We start from the raw sequence: 16364 nt of genomic DNA on the forward strand, positions 1-16364 counted from the left end.
GCCATCATGACCGCGTCCGCATCCACCCCCGCGTCCGGCTCGCTGGACTACGAGGTCCACGTCCTGGACGGGACGCCGAGGGCCGGCGACGAGCGTCTGCCCAACGGTGACCGGCTCGTCTCGTCACCGCTGGCGGTGACGCTGATCTTCGGGGAGGAGGACGCCGTACTGGTCGACCCGCCGCTGACCGTCGAGCAGACCCGAAGGGTCGGCGACTGGATCGAGCGGTCCGGCAAGCGCCTGGCGTACATCTACGCCACCCACGGCCACGGCGATCACTGGTTCGGCACGGCGGACCTCGCGAAGCGCTTCCCCGGCGTCACCGTCTACGCCACCGAGGGCACCATCAAGGTCATGCACGAGCAGGCCACCGTGGGGCGCGAAGAGCTGTGGGACAAGCAGTTCCCGGGCCTGATCCCCGACACCACGGTGCTGGCGGAGCCCGTCCCGGCCGAGGGTTTCCTGCTGGAGGGGCACCTCCTCCAGGCCGTCGAGGTCGGGCACACGGACACCGACAACACCACCGTCCTGCATGTGCCGTCCATCGGCCTCGTCGTGGCCGGGGACGTCGCGTACAACGGCGTGCACCAGTACGTCCTCGAAGGCGGCGACGGCGGCCTGCAGGAGTGGCTCACGGCCCTCGACCGCGTCGCCGAGCTGCGTCCACGCGCCGTCGTGGCGGGCCACAAGAACAAGGACCTCCCGGACGACCCCGCCATCCTGGACGAGACCCGCCAGTACCTGCTGGACGCCATCCGTGTGCTCGGCGAAAGCGCCAACGCCCGGGAGTACTTCGACGAGATGACCTCCCGCTATCCGCACCGACTCAACCCGGGACCGGTGTGGTACGGGGCCGTCGGACTGCTCGGAGCCTGACCCACGCGCCCCACGCGCCGTCACCGCGTGAGCGGGCGTGGGGGCGGGGATGGGTGTCGGGGCGGGGGTGGATGTGGGGGCGGGTGTGGGGGACGCGGTCGTCGCCGACCGGATCGTCCCCCGTTCGACCCGCCCCGGTCAGAAGACCGGCGTTCCGGCCTGCGTCAGCTTCCAGTTGGTGACCGCGAAGTCCGTCGGGTCGAGGGCCTTCTTCGCCGTCACGTAGTCGATCATCAGCTGGCGGATCTCGTTGGTGGAGCTGTAGGCGATCTCCGCCGAGGCGATGTGCGGGTATCCCGAACCGCCGTTCGCCCGGTAGTTGTTGACCGCTACGACGAAGACCTGGTCGTCGGCGACGGGGGCGCCGTTGTAGCTGAGGTTCTTGATCCGGGACCCCTCCGGCTGGGCGATGTCGATCTCGTAGTCGACGCCCGCCGCGGTGTCGTACATGTAGTCCCAGAACTTGTTCGCGTTCGTGAGGGTCGCGGTGTCGACCTTCGTGCCGGCGGGGACCTGGTGGTAGTACTTCGCCGCGTACTCCAGGTAGTTCCTCAGCTGGGCGCCCGTCAGCTTCTTGCCGTAGAGGGTGTTGTCGTAGATGTAGAGACCGGCGATGTCCTTGATGGTGACGTTGCCCTGCGGGATGTCGGCGGTGCGGCTGAAGGGCGCGGCGACGGAGATGAGCGGGAGCGCCGCGTCCGCCGCCGACAGGCCGGACTTCACCGTCTCCATCTGCACCTTGTGGATGAAGTCCATGATCGGCACGTCCTTCCAGCAGGACTCCGCCGCCGAGAGGTCCTGGGTGCAGGTGCCGACCGCCGTGTTGACGTACTTCACCACCAGCTCGTGGTCGGCCTCCAGGAGCTTCCTGATCTCGGCGTCCTCGTCCACATCCTTGGGGTTGAGGGTCTGCGCGGTCTTGCTCGTCACCTTCCACTGCCCGCAGTGGAGTTCGAGCTCGAAGTCGAAGACGCTCAGCCGGAAGCCCCAGCAGTACGGCTCGGAGAGCAGCACCTCCTCGCCGGTCTCCGCGTTCTTCACGGTGTACGACGGCACCTCGACGTGGGTGTGGCCGACGAGGATCGCGTCGATGCCGGGCACCTGTTCGGCGACCAGGTTGGAGGCGTTCTCGACGTAGGGCAGGGAGTCGCCCCAGGACGTGGAGCCGTCGAGGCCGGAGTGGTCGGTGAGGAAGACGACGTCACAGCCGAGCGCGCGCAGCCGGGGCACGTACTTCTTCGCCTGCTCCACCAGCCCCGGGAACACCATCTTGCCGCTGACGTTGTCCTTGTCCCACAGGGCGATGCCGGGGTTGGTGAGGCCGAGGATGCCGACCTTGATGTCGGGCGCGCCGGGCACCCGGATCCCCTTGACGGTGTACGGCCGGAAAGCGGGCCGCAGCGTCTTCGCGTCGAGGGCGTTGGCGCCGAGCAGCGGGAAGCGGCACTGCTCCTCGAACTTCCGCAGTACGTCGATGCCGTAGTTGAACTCGTGGTTGCCGAGGGCGGCGGCGTCGTAGCGCATGTGGTTCATGGCGGCGGCCATCGGGTGCCGGGGGCCGTCCTCGCCGTCGGTGCCGGTGATCGGGTCGACGCGGGCGAAGTAGTAGGCGAGCGAGGTGCCCTGGATGATGTCGCCGGCGTCCACCAGCAGGACCCGGTCCTCGCCCTTGGCCGCGCGCTGCTGCTTGACGAGCGTGGCGACCCGGGCGACACCGCAGGAGTTGCCGGCCTTGTCGGTGTAGGCGGCGTCCTTGTAGTAGTCCCAGTCGAAGACGTGGCTGTGCAGGTCGGTGGTGCCGAGGATGGAGAACGACCAGGTGCGTGGCGCCTTTTCGGGCAGGTGACCGGCTTCCGCGGCCTCGGCGCTGCCGGTGCCGACCGCTCCCGCGGCGGCGACGGCCGCTCCGGTGACGGCCGACTTCTTCACGAACTCCCGGCGGTTCATGGGACTGACGGGCATGTCAGGACTCCTGAGGAGGGCTGGAGGAGGGTGCTGGCGGGCGCCGCGGCGGTGACTACCCGCGTAGATGTTTGTCGGGGGCGTCCCACCCCGGAAACCAGGAACTGGCCATGTCCGAGTCAATTTCTGGAATGATCGCGCTCCATGCAGTCCCTGTCTCCCGACGACCCGGCCCACATCGGCCCCTATCGTCTGCTGTCCCGGCTCGGCGCGGGCGGCATGGGCCGGGTCTATCTCGCACGGGAGGCGGACGCCGGTCCCGGCGCGACGACGGTCGCGGTGAAGCTGATCCGCACCGATCCCGACGCCGAACAGGAGGAGTTCCGGCGACGGTTCACCCGCGAGGTGGCCGCGGCGCGACGAGTGAGCGGGGCGTGGACGGCGAGGGTGCTGGACGCGGACACCGACGCCGAACAGCCCTGGGTGGCGACGGAATACGTTCCGGGGCCGACCCTGCGGGCCGTCGTACGCGGCGACTTCGGCCCGCTTCCCTCGGCCTCCGCGCACGTCCTGGCGAACCGGCTGGCGCAGGCCCTGGACGCCATCCACGGCGCCGGGCTCGTCCACCGCGACCTGAAGCCGTCCAACATCCTGCTCACCGTCGACGGTCCCCGGGTCATCGACTTCGGGGTGGCCCATGCCCTGGACGCCACCGCCGACTCCACCCTCACCCGCACCGGAACCCTCGTCGGCACGCCCGAGTTCATGTCCCCCGAGCAGATCAGGGGCGCGCGGGTCACCCCGGCCGGTGACGTGTTCTCGCTCGGCAGCGTCCTGGCCTACGCGGCCACGGGCCGCTCCCCCTTCCGGGGCATGGGCGAGGGCGGGGTGCACGCACTGCTGTTCCGGATCGCCTACGAGGAACCGGACCTGACCGGCGTGCCGGAGGTGATCGCGGATCTCGTCCGGCGCTGCCTCGCGAAGGACCCCGGGCAGCGGCCCTCCGTCACGGAGGTGACCGAGCTGACCCGGCGGGCTCCGGCGGGGGCGTGGCTGCCGGCGGCTCTGCTGGCGCGCCTGGACCGAGTGGCGGCGGAGCCGTTGCCGGAGACGCCGCGGAGGGAGGACGAGGGAGCTCGCCTCCCGGACGCGCCTGAGCCCCCGGAGTTCCCGGAGTTCCCGGAGCTTCCCGACGAGCCCTCGGCCGTCGAGGAGCCGCGCGATCCGCTGGACGTGCCCGAGGCGGGCATCGCCCCGCCGCGTGTCGTACCGACGCCGCCCCCGTCTCGCGCCGCCCGCCTCGGGCGCCGGGCCGCGGGCGTGCTGCTGCCGGTGATCGCCGTGCTGTCGGTGGTGGCCGCCGGTTACCTCGTCCTGCCCGCCCTGGCCGCCGCCCCGTGGCGGGTGCTCGGGGAGAGCGGGCCGCGCGAACGCCAGCCGGGTTACTACGCCTTCAGCGGATCCTGGAGCACCACCCTGGAGGAGGGAGAGCCGTTGTTCAGCGTCCGGCTGGACCTCGTCCGGGGCGCCCGCCCCGGCAGTCGGGGCGCCACCGTCCTCACAGCCACCCACGACACAATCTGCGCCGGAGAGGCGATGGTGCGCTCCCGGTCGGAGAGGGCGCTGGTGCTCGGCGATTTCCGGATGCACGGGATCGGCGCCCCCTCCGGCAAGGAGAGCTGCCGGACGCCGTCCACGATGAAGCTCGTCGCGAGTGTCTACGAGGACCTCAGATGGGACACGCCCCGGGTGTCCTACGGCCTGGACCGGGTCGCCGAGCCCGGCACCCGTGTCGGGCCCGCCCTGCGGGGTGACTGGTACACCGGCGGCGGTGGCCTGAGCGTCGTCATCGGCAGCGGCAGGACTGGCTCGGTCACCGTCCACGGCACCGACACCCGGGGCGGACGGCACTGCGAGTGGGAGGCGGCCCTGCTCAACGTCGGCAGGGCCTCGATCGCCACGACTGGCGCCCGGGTCATCAGGGAGGGCTCGGACCCGGCGTGCCGTTCGGCGACCGTCGCGTACGTCTACAACCTCGACGGCACCGGCGCCGACGCGACCCTCACCCGCAGCTCCATGGCCGAAACGGCCACGCTCGTCCTGCGCCGGAAGCCCTGAACACCACGCGCCCGCCGGCTGGCGCCGGGAGAGCGGCCGGTGTCAGAGCCGGCCGATGAGCCGGATCTCCGGTGGCCACAGCACCCTGCTCGCCATCAGCAGGGAGGGTCCGAGATGCACCGGGCAGACGCGGAGCGGGGGGAGGCCGTGCCGGGCGACCTCGAAGACAGCGGGGTCGGAGCAGTCCGTGCCGCAGGCCTGGTCGCCCTCACCGCCGTACGGTCCCCGGCACCGTGCGTTCCGGTGGACGCTCATACCTCGATTGTCCCTCCGCGCATCACGCGGAGGGACAAGTCGAGACATGCGGGGAGCGAGCCCCTACAGGAACGAGTTGATCTCGATCGTCTCGTCCCGGCCCGGGCCCACGCCGATCGCGGAGATCGGGGCGCCGGACATCTCCTCCAGCGCCTTGACGTAGTTCTGGGCGTTCTTCGGGAGGTCGGAGAAGGACTTCGCCTTGGTGATGTCCTCGGACCAGCCCGGGAGGGTCTCGTAGACGGGCTTCGCGTGGTGGAAGTCCGACTGGGAGTACGGCAGCTCCTCGACGCGCTTGCCGTCGATCTCGTAGGCCACGCAGACCGGGATCTGCTCCCAGCCGGTGAGGACGTCGAGCTTGGTGAGGAAGAAGTCCGTCAGGCCGTTCACGCGGGTCGCGTAGCGGGCGATGACCGCGTCGAACCAGCCGCAGCGACGGTCGCGGCCGGTGGTCACGCCCCGCTCGCCGCCGATGCGGCGCAGCGCCTCGCCGTCCGCGTCGAACAGCTCGGTCGGGAAGGGGCCGGAGCCGACACGGGTCGTGTAGGCCTTGAGGATGCCGATGACCCGGCTGATCTTCGTCGGACCCACGCCGGCGCCGGTGCAGGCGCCGCCCGCGGTCGGGTTCGAGGAGGTGACGAAGGGGTACGTGCCGTGGTCGATGTCGAGCAGGGTGCCCTGGCCGCCCTCGAACAGGACGACCTTGTCGTCCTCCAGGGCCTGGTTCAGGATCAGGACCGTGTCGGCGACGTACGGCTTGATCTGCGCCGCGTAGCCCAGCAGCTCCTCGACCACCTGGTCGACGGCGATCGCGCGCCGGTTGTAGAGCTTGGTGAGGAGCTGGTTCTTGACGTCGAGGGCCGCCTCGACCTTCTGCTGGAGGATCGACTCGTCGTACAGGTCCTGGACCCGGATGCCGACGCGGTTGATCTTGTCGGCGTAGGTCGGGCCGATGCCGCGGCCGGTCGTGCCGATCTTGCGCTTGCCGAGGAAGCGTTCCGTCACCTTGTCGACGGTCACGTTGTACGGCGTGATGATGTGCGCGTTGCCGCTGATCAGGAGCTTGGACGTGTCGACGCCACGCTCGTTCAGACCGCTCAGCTCGGAGAGCAGGACCGACGGGTCGACGACGACGCCGTTGCCGATGACCGGGACACAAGTAGGCGAGAGGATTCCGGAAGGGAGCAGGTGCAGTGCGTACTTCTGGTCGCCGACGACCACCGTGTGGCCGGCGTTGTTGCCACCCTGGTAACGCACCACATAGTCGACGGAGCCGCCAAGCAGGTCCGTCGCCTTTCCCTTGCCTTCGTCACCCCACTGAGCACCGAGCAGCACAAGTGCGGGCACGCGCGTACACCCCTTCCGGGCGGGGCATGTCCAAGGTCGGGGGCGTGGGCGTAAGGTTCACCGCCGCGTGCCATCGCGACCGTCGTTGGCCGCTGAACCGTCGGACCGGATGCCCCGGAATAGACGAAGCCCCTGGCGCAATAGCGCAAGGGGCTCTTGCACAAAGATGCTACCCGAGGAAGCGAGGCAGGACCGAGGTGGCGACTTTCGCGACGTCCGAACAGCTGCTGGTGATCATCGATCCGGTGGCACGGCAGGCGGACGGGGAGTCCGTACGGATCGCGAAAGACGTGCTCAGCGCGGGTGCGGCGGCGAAGGTCTGTCTGCCGGAGGGGCCGGAGGAGTTCGCCCGGGCCCTCGGCCGGCGGGGGTCCCGGCGCCCGGTCGTGGTCGGCGACGACCGGGCGCTGGTCCGCGCGGTGACCCTGCTGCACCGCCACCGCGAGCTGGCCGGATGCGCTCTGTCGGTGGTGCCGGTCGGGGAGGCGGGTCTGGCCCGGTCCCTCGGCGTGCCGTCCGGGGCGGTGGCGGCGGCGCGGGCCGTGCTGGACGGGGCGGAACGCCGCCTGGACCTGCTGGTCGACGACAGCGACGGGGTGGTCCTGGGCGCGCTGGGCATCCCGCCGGTGCCGGTGACGGCGCGGGCGGCCGCCGTCGAGCCGGTGAGCGTGCCCGCGGGGCGTCCCTGGCTGCGCACGACGTACCGCTCCCTGGTGCGCACCCTGGCGCCCCGGCCCGCCCGGCTGGCCACCGTGCCGGCGCCCGGACCGTCCCGGCTGCGGGTGGAGGTCGACGGGGAGACGGTCGTGGACCTGGACCAGCCCGTGGAGGCCGTGTCGGTGACGCCGGGGGCCGGCGGGGTCGCGGAGGTGGAGGTCCGGCCGCTGTCCCTGGGCGCGGAGGCGACCCCGCTGCGGGCCCGTGGGCGCACGGTGACCGTGGTCGGCGGGGACTTCCGGTACCGGGCGGACGCGGCGGTCTCGGGGCCGGTGCGCAGGCGGACGTGGCGGGTGGTGGAGGGGGCGTGGGGGCTTACGCTGCCGTCAGCGTGAGCCGGGGGCGTGGAAGCCGGTGGTGTCGAGAGTGCAGTCGAACGGGCGGGGACGCGCCGCGACTCAGCGCAGCCACTGGCACGCCGAGGTGATCCACTCGCGAAAAACGGGGTCAGCCCTGACCGAAGAGCTCCTCCCGGCGCACACGCCAGCGCTCCATCATGGCCGCGATCTCTCCGTCCACGAACTCGAAGAAGGCCAGTGTCTCGGCCATGCGGCGTCCCGCGGGGGTGTCGGCGCCGAGGCTGGTGACGCCTTCGCGCAGGGCCGTCTCCCACCGCTTGATGACGGCCTCGCGGTTGGTGAGAGCCTCGTACCACTGGTTGCTGTGCACGCGGTAGCGCTCGCGCCGCGAGCCGTACCCACGCACTGGACGGCCTCGACCTGGATGTCGAGGCCGGCGAGGTGCACGGCTTCCTCGGCCCCAACGGCGCCGGCAAGTCCACCACCATCCGCGTCCTGCTCGGCCTGCTGCGCTCCGACAAGGGCGCCGCACAGGTGCTGGGCCGCGCCCCCTGGACGGACGCGGTGGAGGTGCACCGCCGGATCGCCTACGTGCCCGGCGACGTCACCCTGTGGCGCAACCTCTCCGGCGGCGAGGTCATCGACCTCTACGGCCGGCTGCGCGGAGGCCTCGACCAGCGGCGCCGCACCGAGCTGATCGACCGCTTCGAACTGGACCCCACCAAGAAGGGCCGCACCTACTCCAAGGGCAACCGGCAGAAGGTCGCCCTGGTCGCCGCCTTCGCCTCCGACGTGGACCTGCTGATCCTGGACGAGCCCACCTCGGGCCTGGACCCGCTCATGGAAGAGGTCTTCCAGCGCTGCGTCGCGGAGGAACGGGACCGGGGCCGCACCGTCCTGCTCTCCTCCCACATCCTCAGCGAGGTGGAGCAGCTGTGCGACCGGGTCAGCATCATCCGCAAGGGCCGCACGGTCGAGAGCGGATCGCTGGCCGACCTGCGCCACCTCACCCGCACCAGCGTGACCGCCGAACTCGCCGGCCCGCCCAACGGCCTGGCCCGCCTGCCCGGCGTCCACGACCTCGACGTCCAGGGCCACCGGGTCCGGCTCCAGGTCGACACCGACAAGCTCGACGCCGTCCTGCGCTCGCTCGGCGAGTCCGGCGTACGCTCCCTGACCTCCACCCCGCCGACGCTGGAGGAGCTGTTCCTGCGGCACTACCAGGATGAACTCGACCGGGACGCACTCGACGACGCGGGGGAGGTGGCACGGTGACCGCGACGGCCTTCTCCGTACGGGCCGGGGGCTCGCGGCCGCTGGCCGGCACCGGCACCCTGCTGCGCTTCGCGCTCCGCCGCGACCGCGTGCTGATCCCGGTCTGGGCCGCGGTGATCGCGCTGATGGTCCTCTCCATGCCGAACTCCCTGAAGGCCCTCTACGGCACCCCGGCCGCCCGCGCCGACCTGATGCACCAGATGGCGACGAACACCTCCCTGCGCGCCATGGTCGGCCCGGTCTTCGACGACTCCCTCGGCGCGCTGACCGCCTGGCGCATCGGCGTGTACGCGGGCGCGCTGGCCGCGGTGATGAGCCTGCTCGTCGTCGTCCGGCACACCCGGGACGAGGAGGAGAGCGGGCGCCAGGAGCTCGTGTCGTCCGGCATGGTCGGCCGGCGCGCCCCGCTGACGGCCGCGCTGCTGACCGCGGGCGTCGCGAACGGCGCTCTGGCGCTGCTCGTCACGGTGGGCCTGGCCGGCCAGGGCGGCCGGGGAGCGCTGGCCTTCGGGCTCGGGATCGGCGGCATGGGCATGGTGTTCGCCACCATGGCGGCGATCGTCGCCCAGCTGACGGAGAGCGCCCGTCTGGCCCGTGGCCTGACGGCGGCCGTGCTGGGCGCGGCCTTCGTGCTGCGCGCGGCGGGCGACTCGGCCTCCGACGACGGCTCCTCGGTGCTGACCTGGCTGTCGCCGATCGGCTGGCTGGAGAACCTGCGCGCGTTCGCGGCCGACCGCTGGTGGGTGCTGCTGCTGTTCGCCGCGGCCGCGCTGCTCCAGGGCGCGGTCGCCTACGAGCTGGCCGGCCGCCGGGACATCGGCATGAGCTTCATGCCCACCCGGCCGGGCCCGGCCACCGGCCGCCTGCGCACGGCCGGCGCCCTGGCCTGGCGGCTCCAACGGGGCAGCGTGCTGGGCTGGTCGGTCGGCTTCTTCCTCGCCGGACTGATCTACGGCGGGATCACCACCGGCGCGGCCGACCTGATGAGGGACAACAAGCAGGCCCGCCAGATCTTCGAGCGGATGGGCGGCCAGTCGGGCCTGACCGACGCGCTGCCGGCCTCCCTGATCGGCATGCTCGGCCTCGTCGCCGCCCTGTACATCGTGCAGTCGGTGCTGCGCCTGAACGCCGAGGAAACCTCCGGCCGCGCCGAACCGCTCCTGGCCTGCGCGGTCGGCCGCCTGCGCTGGGCCGCCGGGCATCTGGCGATCGCCTTCGGCGGCACGGCCCTGATCATGCTGCTCGCCGGCCTGGGCTTCGCCCTCGGCTACGGCAAGGACACCGGCCCGGTCCTCGCCGCCTGCCTGGTCCAGCTCCCGGCGGTGTGGGCCGTCGGCGGCATCGCCGTCCTGCTCTACGGCGTCCTGCCGCGCGGCGCGGTGGCCGCCTGGGGCATCGCGGGCGCGGTCCTCCTCATCGGCTGGGTCGGCCCCGCCCTCGACGCCCCCCGGGCGATCCTGGACCTCTCCCCCTTCGGCCACCTGCCCAAGCTGCCGGGCGGGGAGATGGAGTGGGGACCGGTGCTGGCCCTCACGGCCCTCGCGCCGGCGCTGGTCGCCGCGGGCCTGGCCGGCCTGCGCCGCCGGGACCTGACGGCCTAGGTCCTGTCGTTTGGATCAGGCCGGCTGTGAGGTGCGGCGCCTTCCAGCCGACCCGAGCGGGGTCTGGTGCGTGCAGCTGCAAGGCGGAGGAGGGAGTCGAAGCGGAGCGTCGGCGAGTGACGACAACGCCGCAGATGTGCGTGCCAGACCCCGCGACGCCGGGATGATCCAAACGACAGGGCCTGAGCCCGCGCGGCTACGCCACCGCCACCCGAAGCCCCCGCAACCCCCGGATCACGAAGTTCGGCTTCCGCTCCGGCTCCGCCACCAGGGTCAGAGCCGGAGCCCGCTCCAGCAGCGCCGTCATCGAGGCGGCCAGCTCGATACGGGCCAGCGGGGCGCCGATGCAGTAGTGGATACCCGCGCTGAAGGAGATGTGCGGGTTGTCCACCCGGGTGAGGTCCAGGCGGCCGGGGTCGGCGAAGACCTCGGGATCGTGGTTGGCGGAGCCGAAGAGCATGGCGATCTCCGAACCCCGCGGGATCGTCGTGCCGGCGATCTCGATGTCGTCCAGCACCCAGCGCTCGAAGAGCTGGAGCGGGGTGTCGTACCGCATCAGCTCCTCCACGGCGGACGGCACCAGCCCGTGGTCGGCGCGCAGCGCGGCCAGCTGGTCCGGGTTGCGGAACAGCGCCCACCAGCCGTTCACCGTGGCGTTGACCGTGGCCTCGTGCCCGGCGTTCAGCAGCAGGACGGCCGTGGAGATCATCTCCTGCTCCGTCAGCCGGTCCCCCTCGTCATGGGCCGCGATCAGACCGGAGATCAGATCCTCCCCCGGCTCCTTGCGGCGTTCCGCGATCAGCTCCCGCAGATAGTCCGAGAACTCCACCGACGCCCGGACCGCCCTCGCCGCCGTCTCCTGCGACGGGTTCAGCTCGTACATCCCGCAGATGTCCGCCGACCAAGGACGCAACAGCGCCCGGTCCGCCTCCGGGATGCCCAGCATCTCGGCGATCACCGCCACCGGCAGCGGCTCCGCCACATCCGTCAGCAGATCGCCCCCGCCCGCCTCGACCAGCGCCGCCACCAGGTCGTTCGCCAACCCGTGCACATACGGCCGCAGCCGCTCCACCGTGCGCGGTGTGAACGCCTTCGACACCAGACGCCGGATCCGGGTGTGGTCCGGCGGCTCCAGGTCGAGCATGCCGTGGTCGTTGAGCGTGTGGAACGGCTCGTGCTCCGGCCGGGGCGGGGTCCGCCCGAAGTCCTCGTGCGTGAACCGGTGCTGGTAGGTGCGCCCCAGGCGACGGTCCCGCAGCAGCGCCGAGACGTCCGCGTGGTGCGGCACGAGCCACTGGTCGGTCGGCTCGTACCGGATCACCCGGCCCCGAGCCCGCAGCTCGGCATAGGCCGGATACGGGTCGGCGACGAACGCCGGGTCCCACGGGTCGAAAGCGAGGTCCGCAGCAGCTGCCATGCACGGACGCTAAGCGCTGCGCCGACGATGCCGCAATGTGCCCTGCTCATCCCCAGCTCCGTCGTGGCCGGCCGCTCCGCGCCTCTCCGGGAGCCGGCTCACCCCGGCGTGACCAGCCTCGCCTCGTACGCGAACACCGCCGCCTGCGTACGGTCCCGCAGCCCCAGCTTCACCAGGATCCGGCTCACATGCGTCTTGATCGTCGACTCCGCCACCACCAGCCTCTCCGCGATCTCCGCGTTCGACAGGCCCTGCGCGATCAGCACCAGCACCTCCGTCTCCCGCTCCGTCAGCTCCCCGTACGCCGCCTGCCCCGCCGGCATCGCCCGCGGCGCCTGCGCCAGCCGCGAGAACTCCGTGATCAGCCGCCTGGTCACCGACGGCGCCAGCAACGCCTCCCCCGACGCCACCACCCGCACCCCGTCCGCCAGCTGCCGCGCCGAAGCGTCCTTCAACAGGAACCCGGAGGCCCCCGCCCGCAGCGCCTGGTACACGTACTCGTCCAGGTCGAACGTCGTCAGCACCAGCACCTTCGCCGCGCCGTCCGCCGCGACGATCTCCCGGGTCGCCTCGATACCGTTCAGCTCCGGCATCCGGATGTCCATCAGCACCACGTCCGGGGCCAGTTCCCGCACCCGCTCGACCGCCTCCCGACCGTTGACGGCCTCGCCGACGACCTCGATGTCCGGCATCGCGTTCAGCAGGACCGAGAAGCCCTCGCGCACCATCATCTGATCGTCCGCGATCAGCACGCGGATGGTCATGCTCCCCCTTCGACCGGCTCGGTCACCGCGGCGCCCGCCGGCACCGGCAGGAACACCGTCACCTCATAGCCCCCGTCCTCCGCCGGACCCGCCGTCATCTCACCGTCCAGCATCGAGACCCGCTCACGCATCCCGGTGATGCCGTGCCCGGCACCGGGCGAGGCCTTCACCAGGTCCGGCGCGGGCGGCGGGCCGTTGACTATGCGCACGCCCAGGCCGCCGAGAACGTACCCGATCTCCACCCGCGCGCCCGCCCCCGGAGCGTGCCGCAGCGTGTTGCTCAGCGCCTCCTGCACGATCCGGTACGCCGACAGCTCCACGCCCTGAGGCAGTTGGCGCACCGCGCCGGTCACCGTCTTGCTCACCTCCAGGCCGGCCTCCCGCACGTTGGCGAGCAGCGCGTCCAGGTCGGCGAGGGTGGGCTGCGGGGCGTCCGGGGCCTCGTAGTCCTCCGCGCGGACCACACCCAGGACCCGGCGCAGCTCGGTCAGGGCCGCCACCGCGTTCTCCCGGATGGTCACGAACGCCTTCTCCAGCTCCGGCGGCGGGTTCTCCACCCGGTAGGGCGCCGCCTCCGCCTGGATGGCGACCACCGACATGTGATGCGCGACCACGTCGTGCAGCTCACGGGCGATCGTCGTGCGCTCCTCCAGCAGGGTGCGCCGCGAGCGCTCCACCGCGGTCTCCGTCTGCTGGGCGGTCACCTCCTGCCGGGCCTCCCGGCGGGTGTGCCGGACGGTGACGATCAGCAGGATCAGCGCGGAGAGGACCAGCATCGGGCCCACATTGGTGTCGTAGTGGCTCCGGCCGAGGACGCTCTCGGCGAGGAAGCCGTAGACCGCGGTCAGCACCCACATCCAGGCCGCCGTGCGCGGGCGGGTGCGTATCGCCACGACCGTGAGCACCACCAGGTGGGACAGGAAGCTTCCGGGCAGCCATGGCCAGTCGCTCCAGCCGCCCGCGCCCACGACGGCGGCGGCCGTGGACGCGGCGAGCGAGAACCAGAACGCGCCCACCGGACGCACCAGGGTCAGCAGCACCGGCCCGAGCGCCAGCAGCCCGCACAGCACGGACAGCAGTCCGGAGTCGTCCGTGCTCGCCAGGGCGAGGAGCATCGCCACCACGCCGAGGACGGCCACCGCCGCGTGGGGGGTCCAGGGCGCGTACTCCCGCACCCGCCCGGACCGGCGGGCGAGCCTGCCGTCGGCCTCCCTCTGGGGCAGCGGGCGATAGGCGAAGGCGTCCTGGAACAGGTCCTGCCGCAGCCCGCGCAGGGCGTCCGCGGCGAGCCGGAACTCGGGGCTGCGCGGCCTGCCCTCCGCTCCCGGCGGTGTCGTCTGCGTGTGCGTCGTCTCGGTCACGTGAAAACCGTAGGGCGGGGGCGGGGTCGCGGTCGTCACCTTGGAGAGGGGTCCTTGGGGGTCCGTCTCAGGTACTACGGGTACGGGAGGTCGGTGGGGTGGGGTCAGCGGCCGCCGGGGCGGATCAGGCCGGATTCGTAGGCGAAGATCGCCGCCTGGGTGCGGTCCCGCAGGCCCAGCTTCACCAGGATGCGGCCCACGTGCGTCTTCACGGTCTGCTCGGCCACGAAGAGCCGCTCGGCGATCTCCGCGTTCGACAGGCCTTGGGCGATCAGCGCCAGCACCTCCGTCTCCCGTTCCGTCAGATCGCCGACGCGCTGCTTGAGCGGAGGCCGGGGATTGCCGTCCAGGCGGGAGAACTCGGCGATGAGCCGGCGGGTGATGCCGGGTGCGAGCAGCGCGTCGCCCGCGGCCACGATCCGTACCGCCTCGGCCAGTTGGTCCGCGGAGGCGTCCTTGAGGAGGAACCCGGAGGCGCCCGAGCGCAGGGCGTCGTACACGTACTCGTCCAGGTCGAAAGTGGTCAGTACGAGCACCTTGATGGCCGGGTGGACCTCGGTGATGCGCCGGGTCGCCTCGATCCCGCCCAGGTCGGGCATCCGGATGTCCATCAGGACCACGTCCGGGGCCAGTTCGTCCGCCCTGGCGATCGCGGCGTAGCCGTCCTCCGCCTGCCCGACGACCTCGATGTCGGGCTTGGTGTTGAGCAGCACGGTGAAGCCCTGCCGGACCATGTCCTGGTCGTCGGCGATGAGTACACGGATCTTTCCGGTGCCGCTCGTCATGGGCGCGGTTCTCCTGTCGGGGGTGGGTCGGGGTCGTCGTGGTCGGGGTCGGGGGCGTCTCCGTGTGGGAGGAAGGCCGTCACCATGAAACCGCCGTGCAGGGTCGGGATCGCGGTCAGGCTGCCGCCGAGCATCTGCGCGCGCTCCCGCATCCCCAGCAGGCCGTGGCCGGAGCCCGGGGAGGGCTGGACCGGACGGCTGGGCCGGGAGTTGACGATGCTCAGGAAGAGGCCTCTGGACTGATGGCCGACCTCCACGCGGGCCCCCGCCCCGGGGGCGTGCCGCAGAACGTTGCTCAGCGCCTCCTGGACGATCCGGTACGCCGACAGTTCCACACCCGGTGGATAACCGCGGGGTTCGCCGTGCACCTGGGTCTCGACGTTCAGGCCGGCCGCCCGGGTGTTCTCGATCAGGGCGTCGAGACGGGACAGGTTCGGCTGCGGGGCGTCGGAGTCGGGGGCATCTGCGGACGTCTCGGAGCGCAGGACGCCGAGGACGCGGCGCAGTTCGGTCAGGGCTTCCAGGGCGTTGTTGCGGATACCGGCGAGGTTCTCCTTCAGTTCCTCCGAAGGATTCTCCACCAGGTGGGGGGCCACCTGGGCCTGGATGGAGATCACCGACATGTGGTGGGCGACCACGTCGTGCAGCTCGCGGGCGATACGGCTGCGCTCCTCCAGGAGGGTGCGGCGGGCGCGCTCCTCCGCGGTGATCGTCGTCTGCTGCACCAGCTGGGTACGGGCCTCGCTGCGGCTGCGCAGCACCGTGCCGACGAGGGCGGACAGCGCGAACAGGGCCACCGCCACGAGGCCCGTCGGGGAGTAGCGCAGGGCGCCGAGCAGACCCTCGAGGAAGAAGGTGACCAGGGCGGTCGCGGCGAGGGCGGCCAGGGTGCCGCGGATGCGGACGCGTAGTGCGAGGAGCAGCAGGACGGCCATCTGGGCCAGCAGGGTCGGGGTCGCCCAGGGCCAGTTGGGGCCGTTCCCGGGCGGGACCAGTTGCATGTTCTGGCGGGCGAGCAGGGCGGTCGCCGTGGCGCCGGCCAGGGATATGGCCCAGGCCGGGACGGGGCGCCAGAGGGCCAGGACGATGGCGGTGCCTTGGAGGAAGCCGGTGAGCAGCGCTACGGCTGTGGTGAAGCCGTAGGTGTGGGACAACTCCTCGCCGCCGCCGAGGGAAAGGGCCAGGGCTACGTAGCTGGTGAGCAGGTAGGTGAGGAGGCGTAGCCAGCGGTGGCGGGAGAAGGGTGGGGAGTGGGGGGAGGGGTTGTCGCCGAGCCAGGTGAGGAGGCGGTTTCGGCGGGGCGTGGTGGGAGTGGGGGTCGGGGTGGGTGTGGGTGCCGATTTGGGTGCGGGTGAGTGGGGGTGCGGGTGCGGCACCCGGCCTTCGGCCGGGTCTGGGTTCCCACCCGCACCACCCGTGCGAGTTTCGTTGTCGGGTGCGGGTGGCCCCTGTGGGGCGGAGTCGCCGTCGGCGGGTGCGGGTCGCGCGGGGGAAGCGGGGGCGTCGTTGATGGGTGCGGGGTCCGCCGGGGAAGTGGAGGCGGCGTCAGCGGATGCCGGGTCCGCCGGGGAAGTGGGGGTGCTGTTGGTGGGGGTGGGGGGTGCCGGGGGCTGGGGGTTGTTGGGGTCCTCGGCGTTCACTGGGTCG

At 71.9% G+C, this 16364-nt stretch carries 13 protein-coding genes and 1 pseudogene; 5 read left to right on the plus strand and 9 right to left on the minus strand.

Annotated elements, in window-relative coordinates; all coding sequences use genetic code 11:
• Positions 1–6: 6 nt before the first annotated feature.
• Entirely contained in the window at positions 7–876 is an 870-nt protein-coding gene (locus ABZ865_RS16410) for an MBL fold metallo-hydrolase (protein WP_361230227.1), read from the plus strand.
• A 138-nt stretch (positions 877–1014) separates the two neighbouring features.
• Here ABZ865_RS16410 and ABZ865_RS16415 read toward each other — a convergent pair whose 3' ends face one another.
• On the minus strand, positions 1015–2838 hold the full coding sequence (locus ABZ865_RS16415) for a 5'-nucleotidase C-terminal domain-containing protein (protein ID WP_361230230.1): 1824 nt from the start codon (positions 2836–2838) through the stop codon (positions 1015–1017).
• A 144-nt stretch (positions 2839–2982) separates the two neighbouring features.
• Here ABZ865_RS16415 and ABZ865_RS16420 point away from each other — a divergent pair, with 144 nt between their 5' ends.
• On the plus strand, positions 2983–4896 hold the full coding sequence (locus ABZ865_RS16420) for a serine/threonine-protein kinase (RefSeq protein ID WP_361230234.1): 1914 nt from the start codon (positions 2983–2985) through the stop codon (positions 4894–4896).
• Positions 4897–4938: 42 nt separating this feature from the next.
• Here the strand turns inward: ABZ865_RS16420 and ABZ865_RS16425 are convergent, their stop codons facing one another.
• Positions 4939–5151 carry a hypothetical protein gene (locus ABZ865_RS16425; RefSeq protein WP_361230237.1) on the minus strand — a complete coding sequence of 71 codons (213 nt, stop codon included), beginning with the start codon at positions 5149–5151 and terminating at the stop codon, positions 4939–4941.
• Between the two features lie 63 nt (positions 5152–5214).
• Complete coding sequence (locus ABZ865_RS16430) at positions 5215–6498, minus strand: adenylosuccinate synthase (RefSeq protein ID WP_361230240.1); 1284 nt, start codon at positions 6496–6498, stop codon at positions 5215–5217.
• Between the two features lie 197 nt (positions 6499–6695).
• On the opposite strand from ABZ865_RS16430, the gene ABZ865_RS16435 reads away from it, so the two are divergent.
• Positions 6696–7550: a diacylglycerol kinase gene (locus ABZ865_RS16435; RefSeq protein ID WP_361230243.1), complete on the plus strand. Its 855-nt coding sequence runs from the start codon at positions 6696–6698 to the stop codon at positions 7548–7550.
• A gap of 112 nt (positions 7551–7662) precedes the next feature.
• Here ABZ865_RS16435 and ABZ865_RS16440 read toward each other — a convergent pair.
• Positions 7663–7908, minus strand: a pseudogene (locus ABZ865_RS16440) (MarR family transcriptional regulator); the annotation flags it as partial.
• 47 nt (positions 7909–7955) lie between these two features.
• Between ABZ865_RS16440 and ABZ865_RS16445 the strand changes: the two are divergent.
• Both ABZ865_RS16445 and ABZ865_RS16450 read left to right on the plus strand, forming a co-directional pair.
• Positions 7956–8789, plus strand: a complete 834-nt coding sequence (locus ABZ865_RS16445; protein WP_361230246.1) for an ABC transporter ATP-binding protein — start codon at positions 7956–7958, stop codon at positions 8787–8789.
• On the plus strand, positions 8786–10390 hold the full coding sequence (locus ABZ865_RS16450; protein ID WP_361230249.1) for an ABC transporter permease: 1605 nt from the start codon (positions 8786–8788) through the stop codon (positions 10388–10390). Before ABZ865_RS16445 ends, ABZ865_RS16450 begins: the two co-directional genes overlap by 4 nt.
• A gap of 196 nt (positions 10391–10586) precedes the next feature.
• Here the strand turns inward: ABZ865_RS16450 and ABZ865_RS16455 are convergent, their stop codons facing one another.
• The 5 genes from ABZ865_RS16455 to ABZ865_RS16475 form a co-directional block, all read right to left on the minus strand.
• The gene (locus ABZ865_RS16455) at positions 10587–11807 is read right to left on the minus strand and encodes a cytochrome P450 (protein WP_361230252.1); all 1221 of its coding nucleotides are present in this window, start codon (positions 11805–11807) and stop codon (positions 10587–10589) included.
• A 98-nt stretch (positions 11808–11905) separates the two neighbouring features.
• Positions 11906–12571, minus strand: a complete 666-nt coding sequence (locus ABZ865_RS16460) for a response regulator transcription factor (protein WP_361230255.1) — start codon at positions 12569–12571, stop codon at positions 11906–11908.
• Complete coding sequence (locus ABZ865_RS16465) at positions 12568–13932, minus strand: histidine kinase (RefSeq protein ID WP_361230258.1); 1365 nt, start codon at positions 13930–13932, stop codon at positions 12568–12570. The genes ABZ865_RS16460 and ABZ865_RS16465 overlap by 4 nt, the downstream gene beginning before the upstream one ends.
• A gap of 104 nt (positions 13933–14036) precedes the next feature.
• The gene (locus tag ABZ865_RS16470) at positions 14037–14717 is read right to left on the minus strand and encodes a response regulator transcription factor (protein ID WP_361230261.1); all 681 of its coding nucleotides are present in this window, start codon (positions 14715–14717) and stop codon (positions 14037–14039) included.
• The gene (locus tag ABZ865_RS16475; protein WP_361230264.1) at positions 14714–16357 is read right to left on the minus strand and encodes a sensor histidine kinase; all 1644 of its coding nucleotides are present in this window, start codon (positions 16355–16357) and stop codon (positions 14714–14716) included. Before ABZ865_RS16475 ends, ABZ865_RS16470 begins: the two co-directional genes overlap by 4 nt.
• Positions 16358–16364 lie beyond the last annotated feature (7 nt).

The organism is Streptomyces sp. NPDC047085, from assembly GCF_040643735.1.
Classification (GTDB): domain Bacteria; phylum Actinomycetota; class Actinomycetes; order Streptomycetales; family Streptomycetaceae; genus Streptomyces.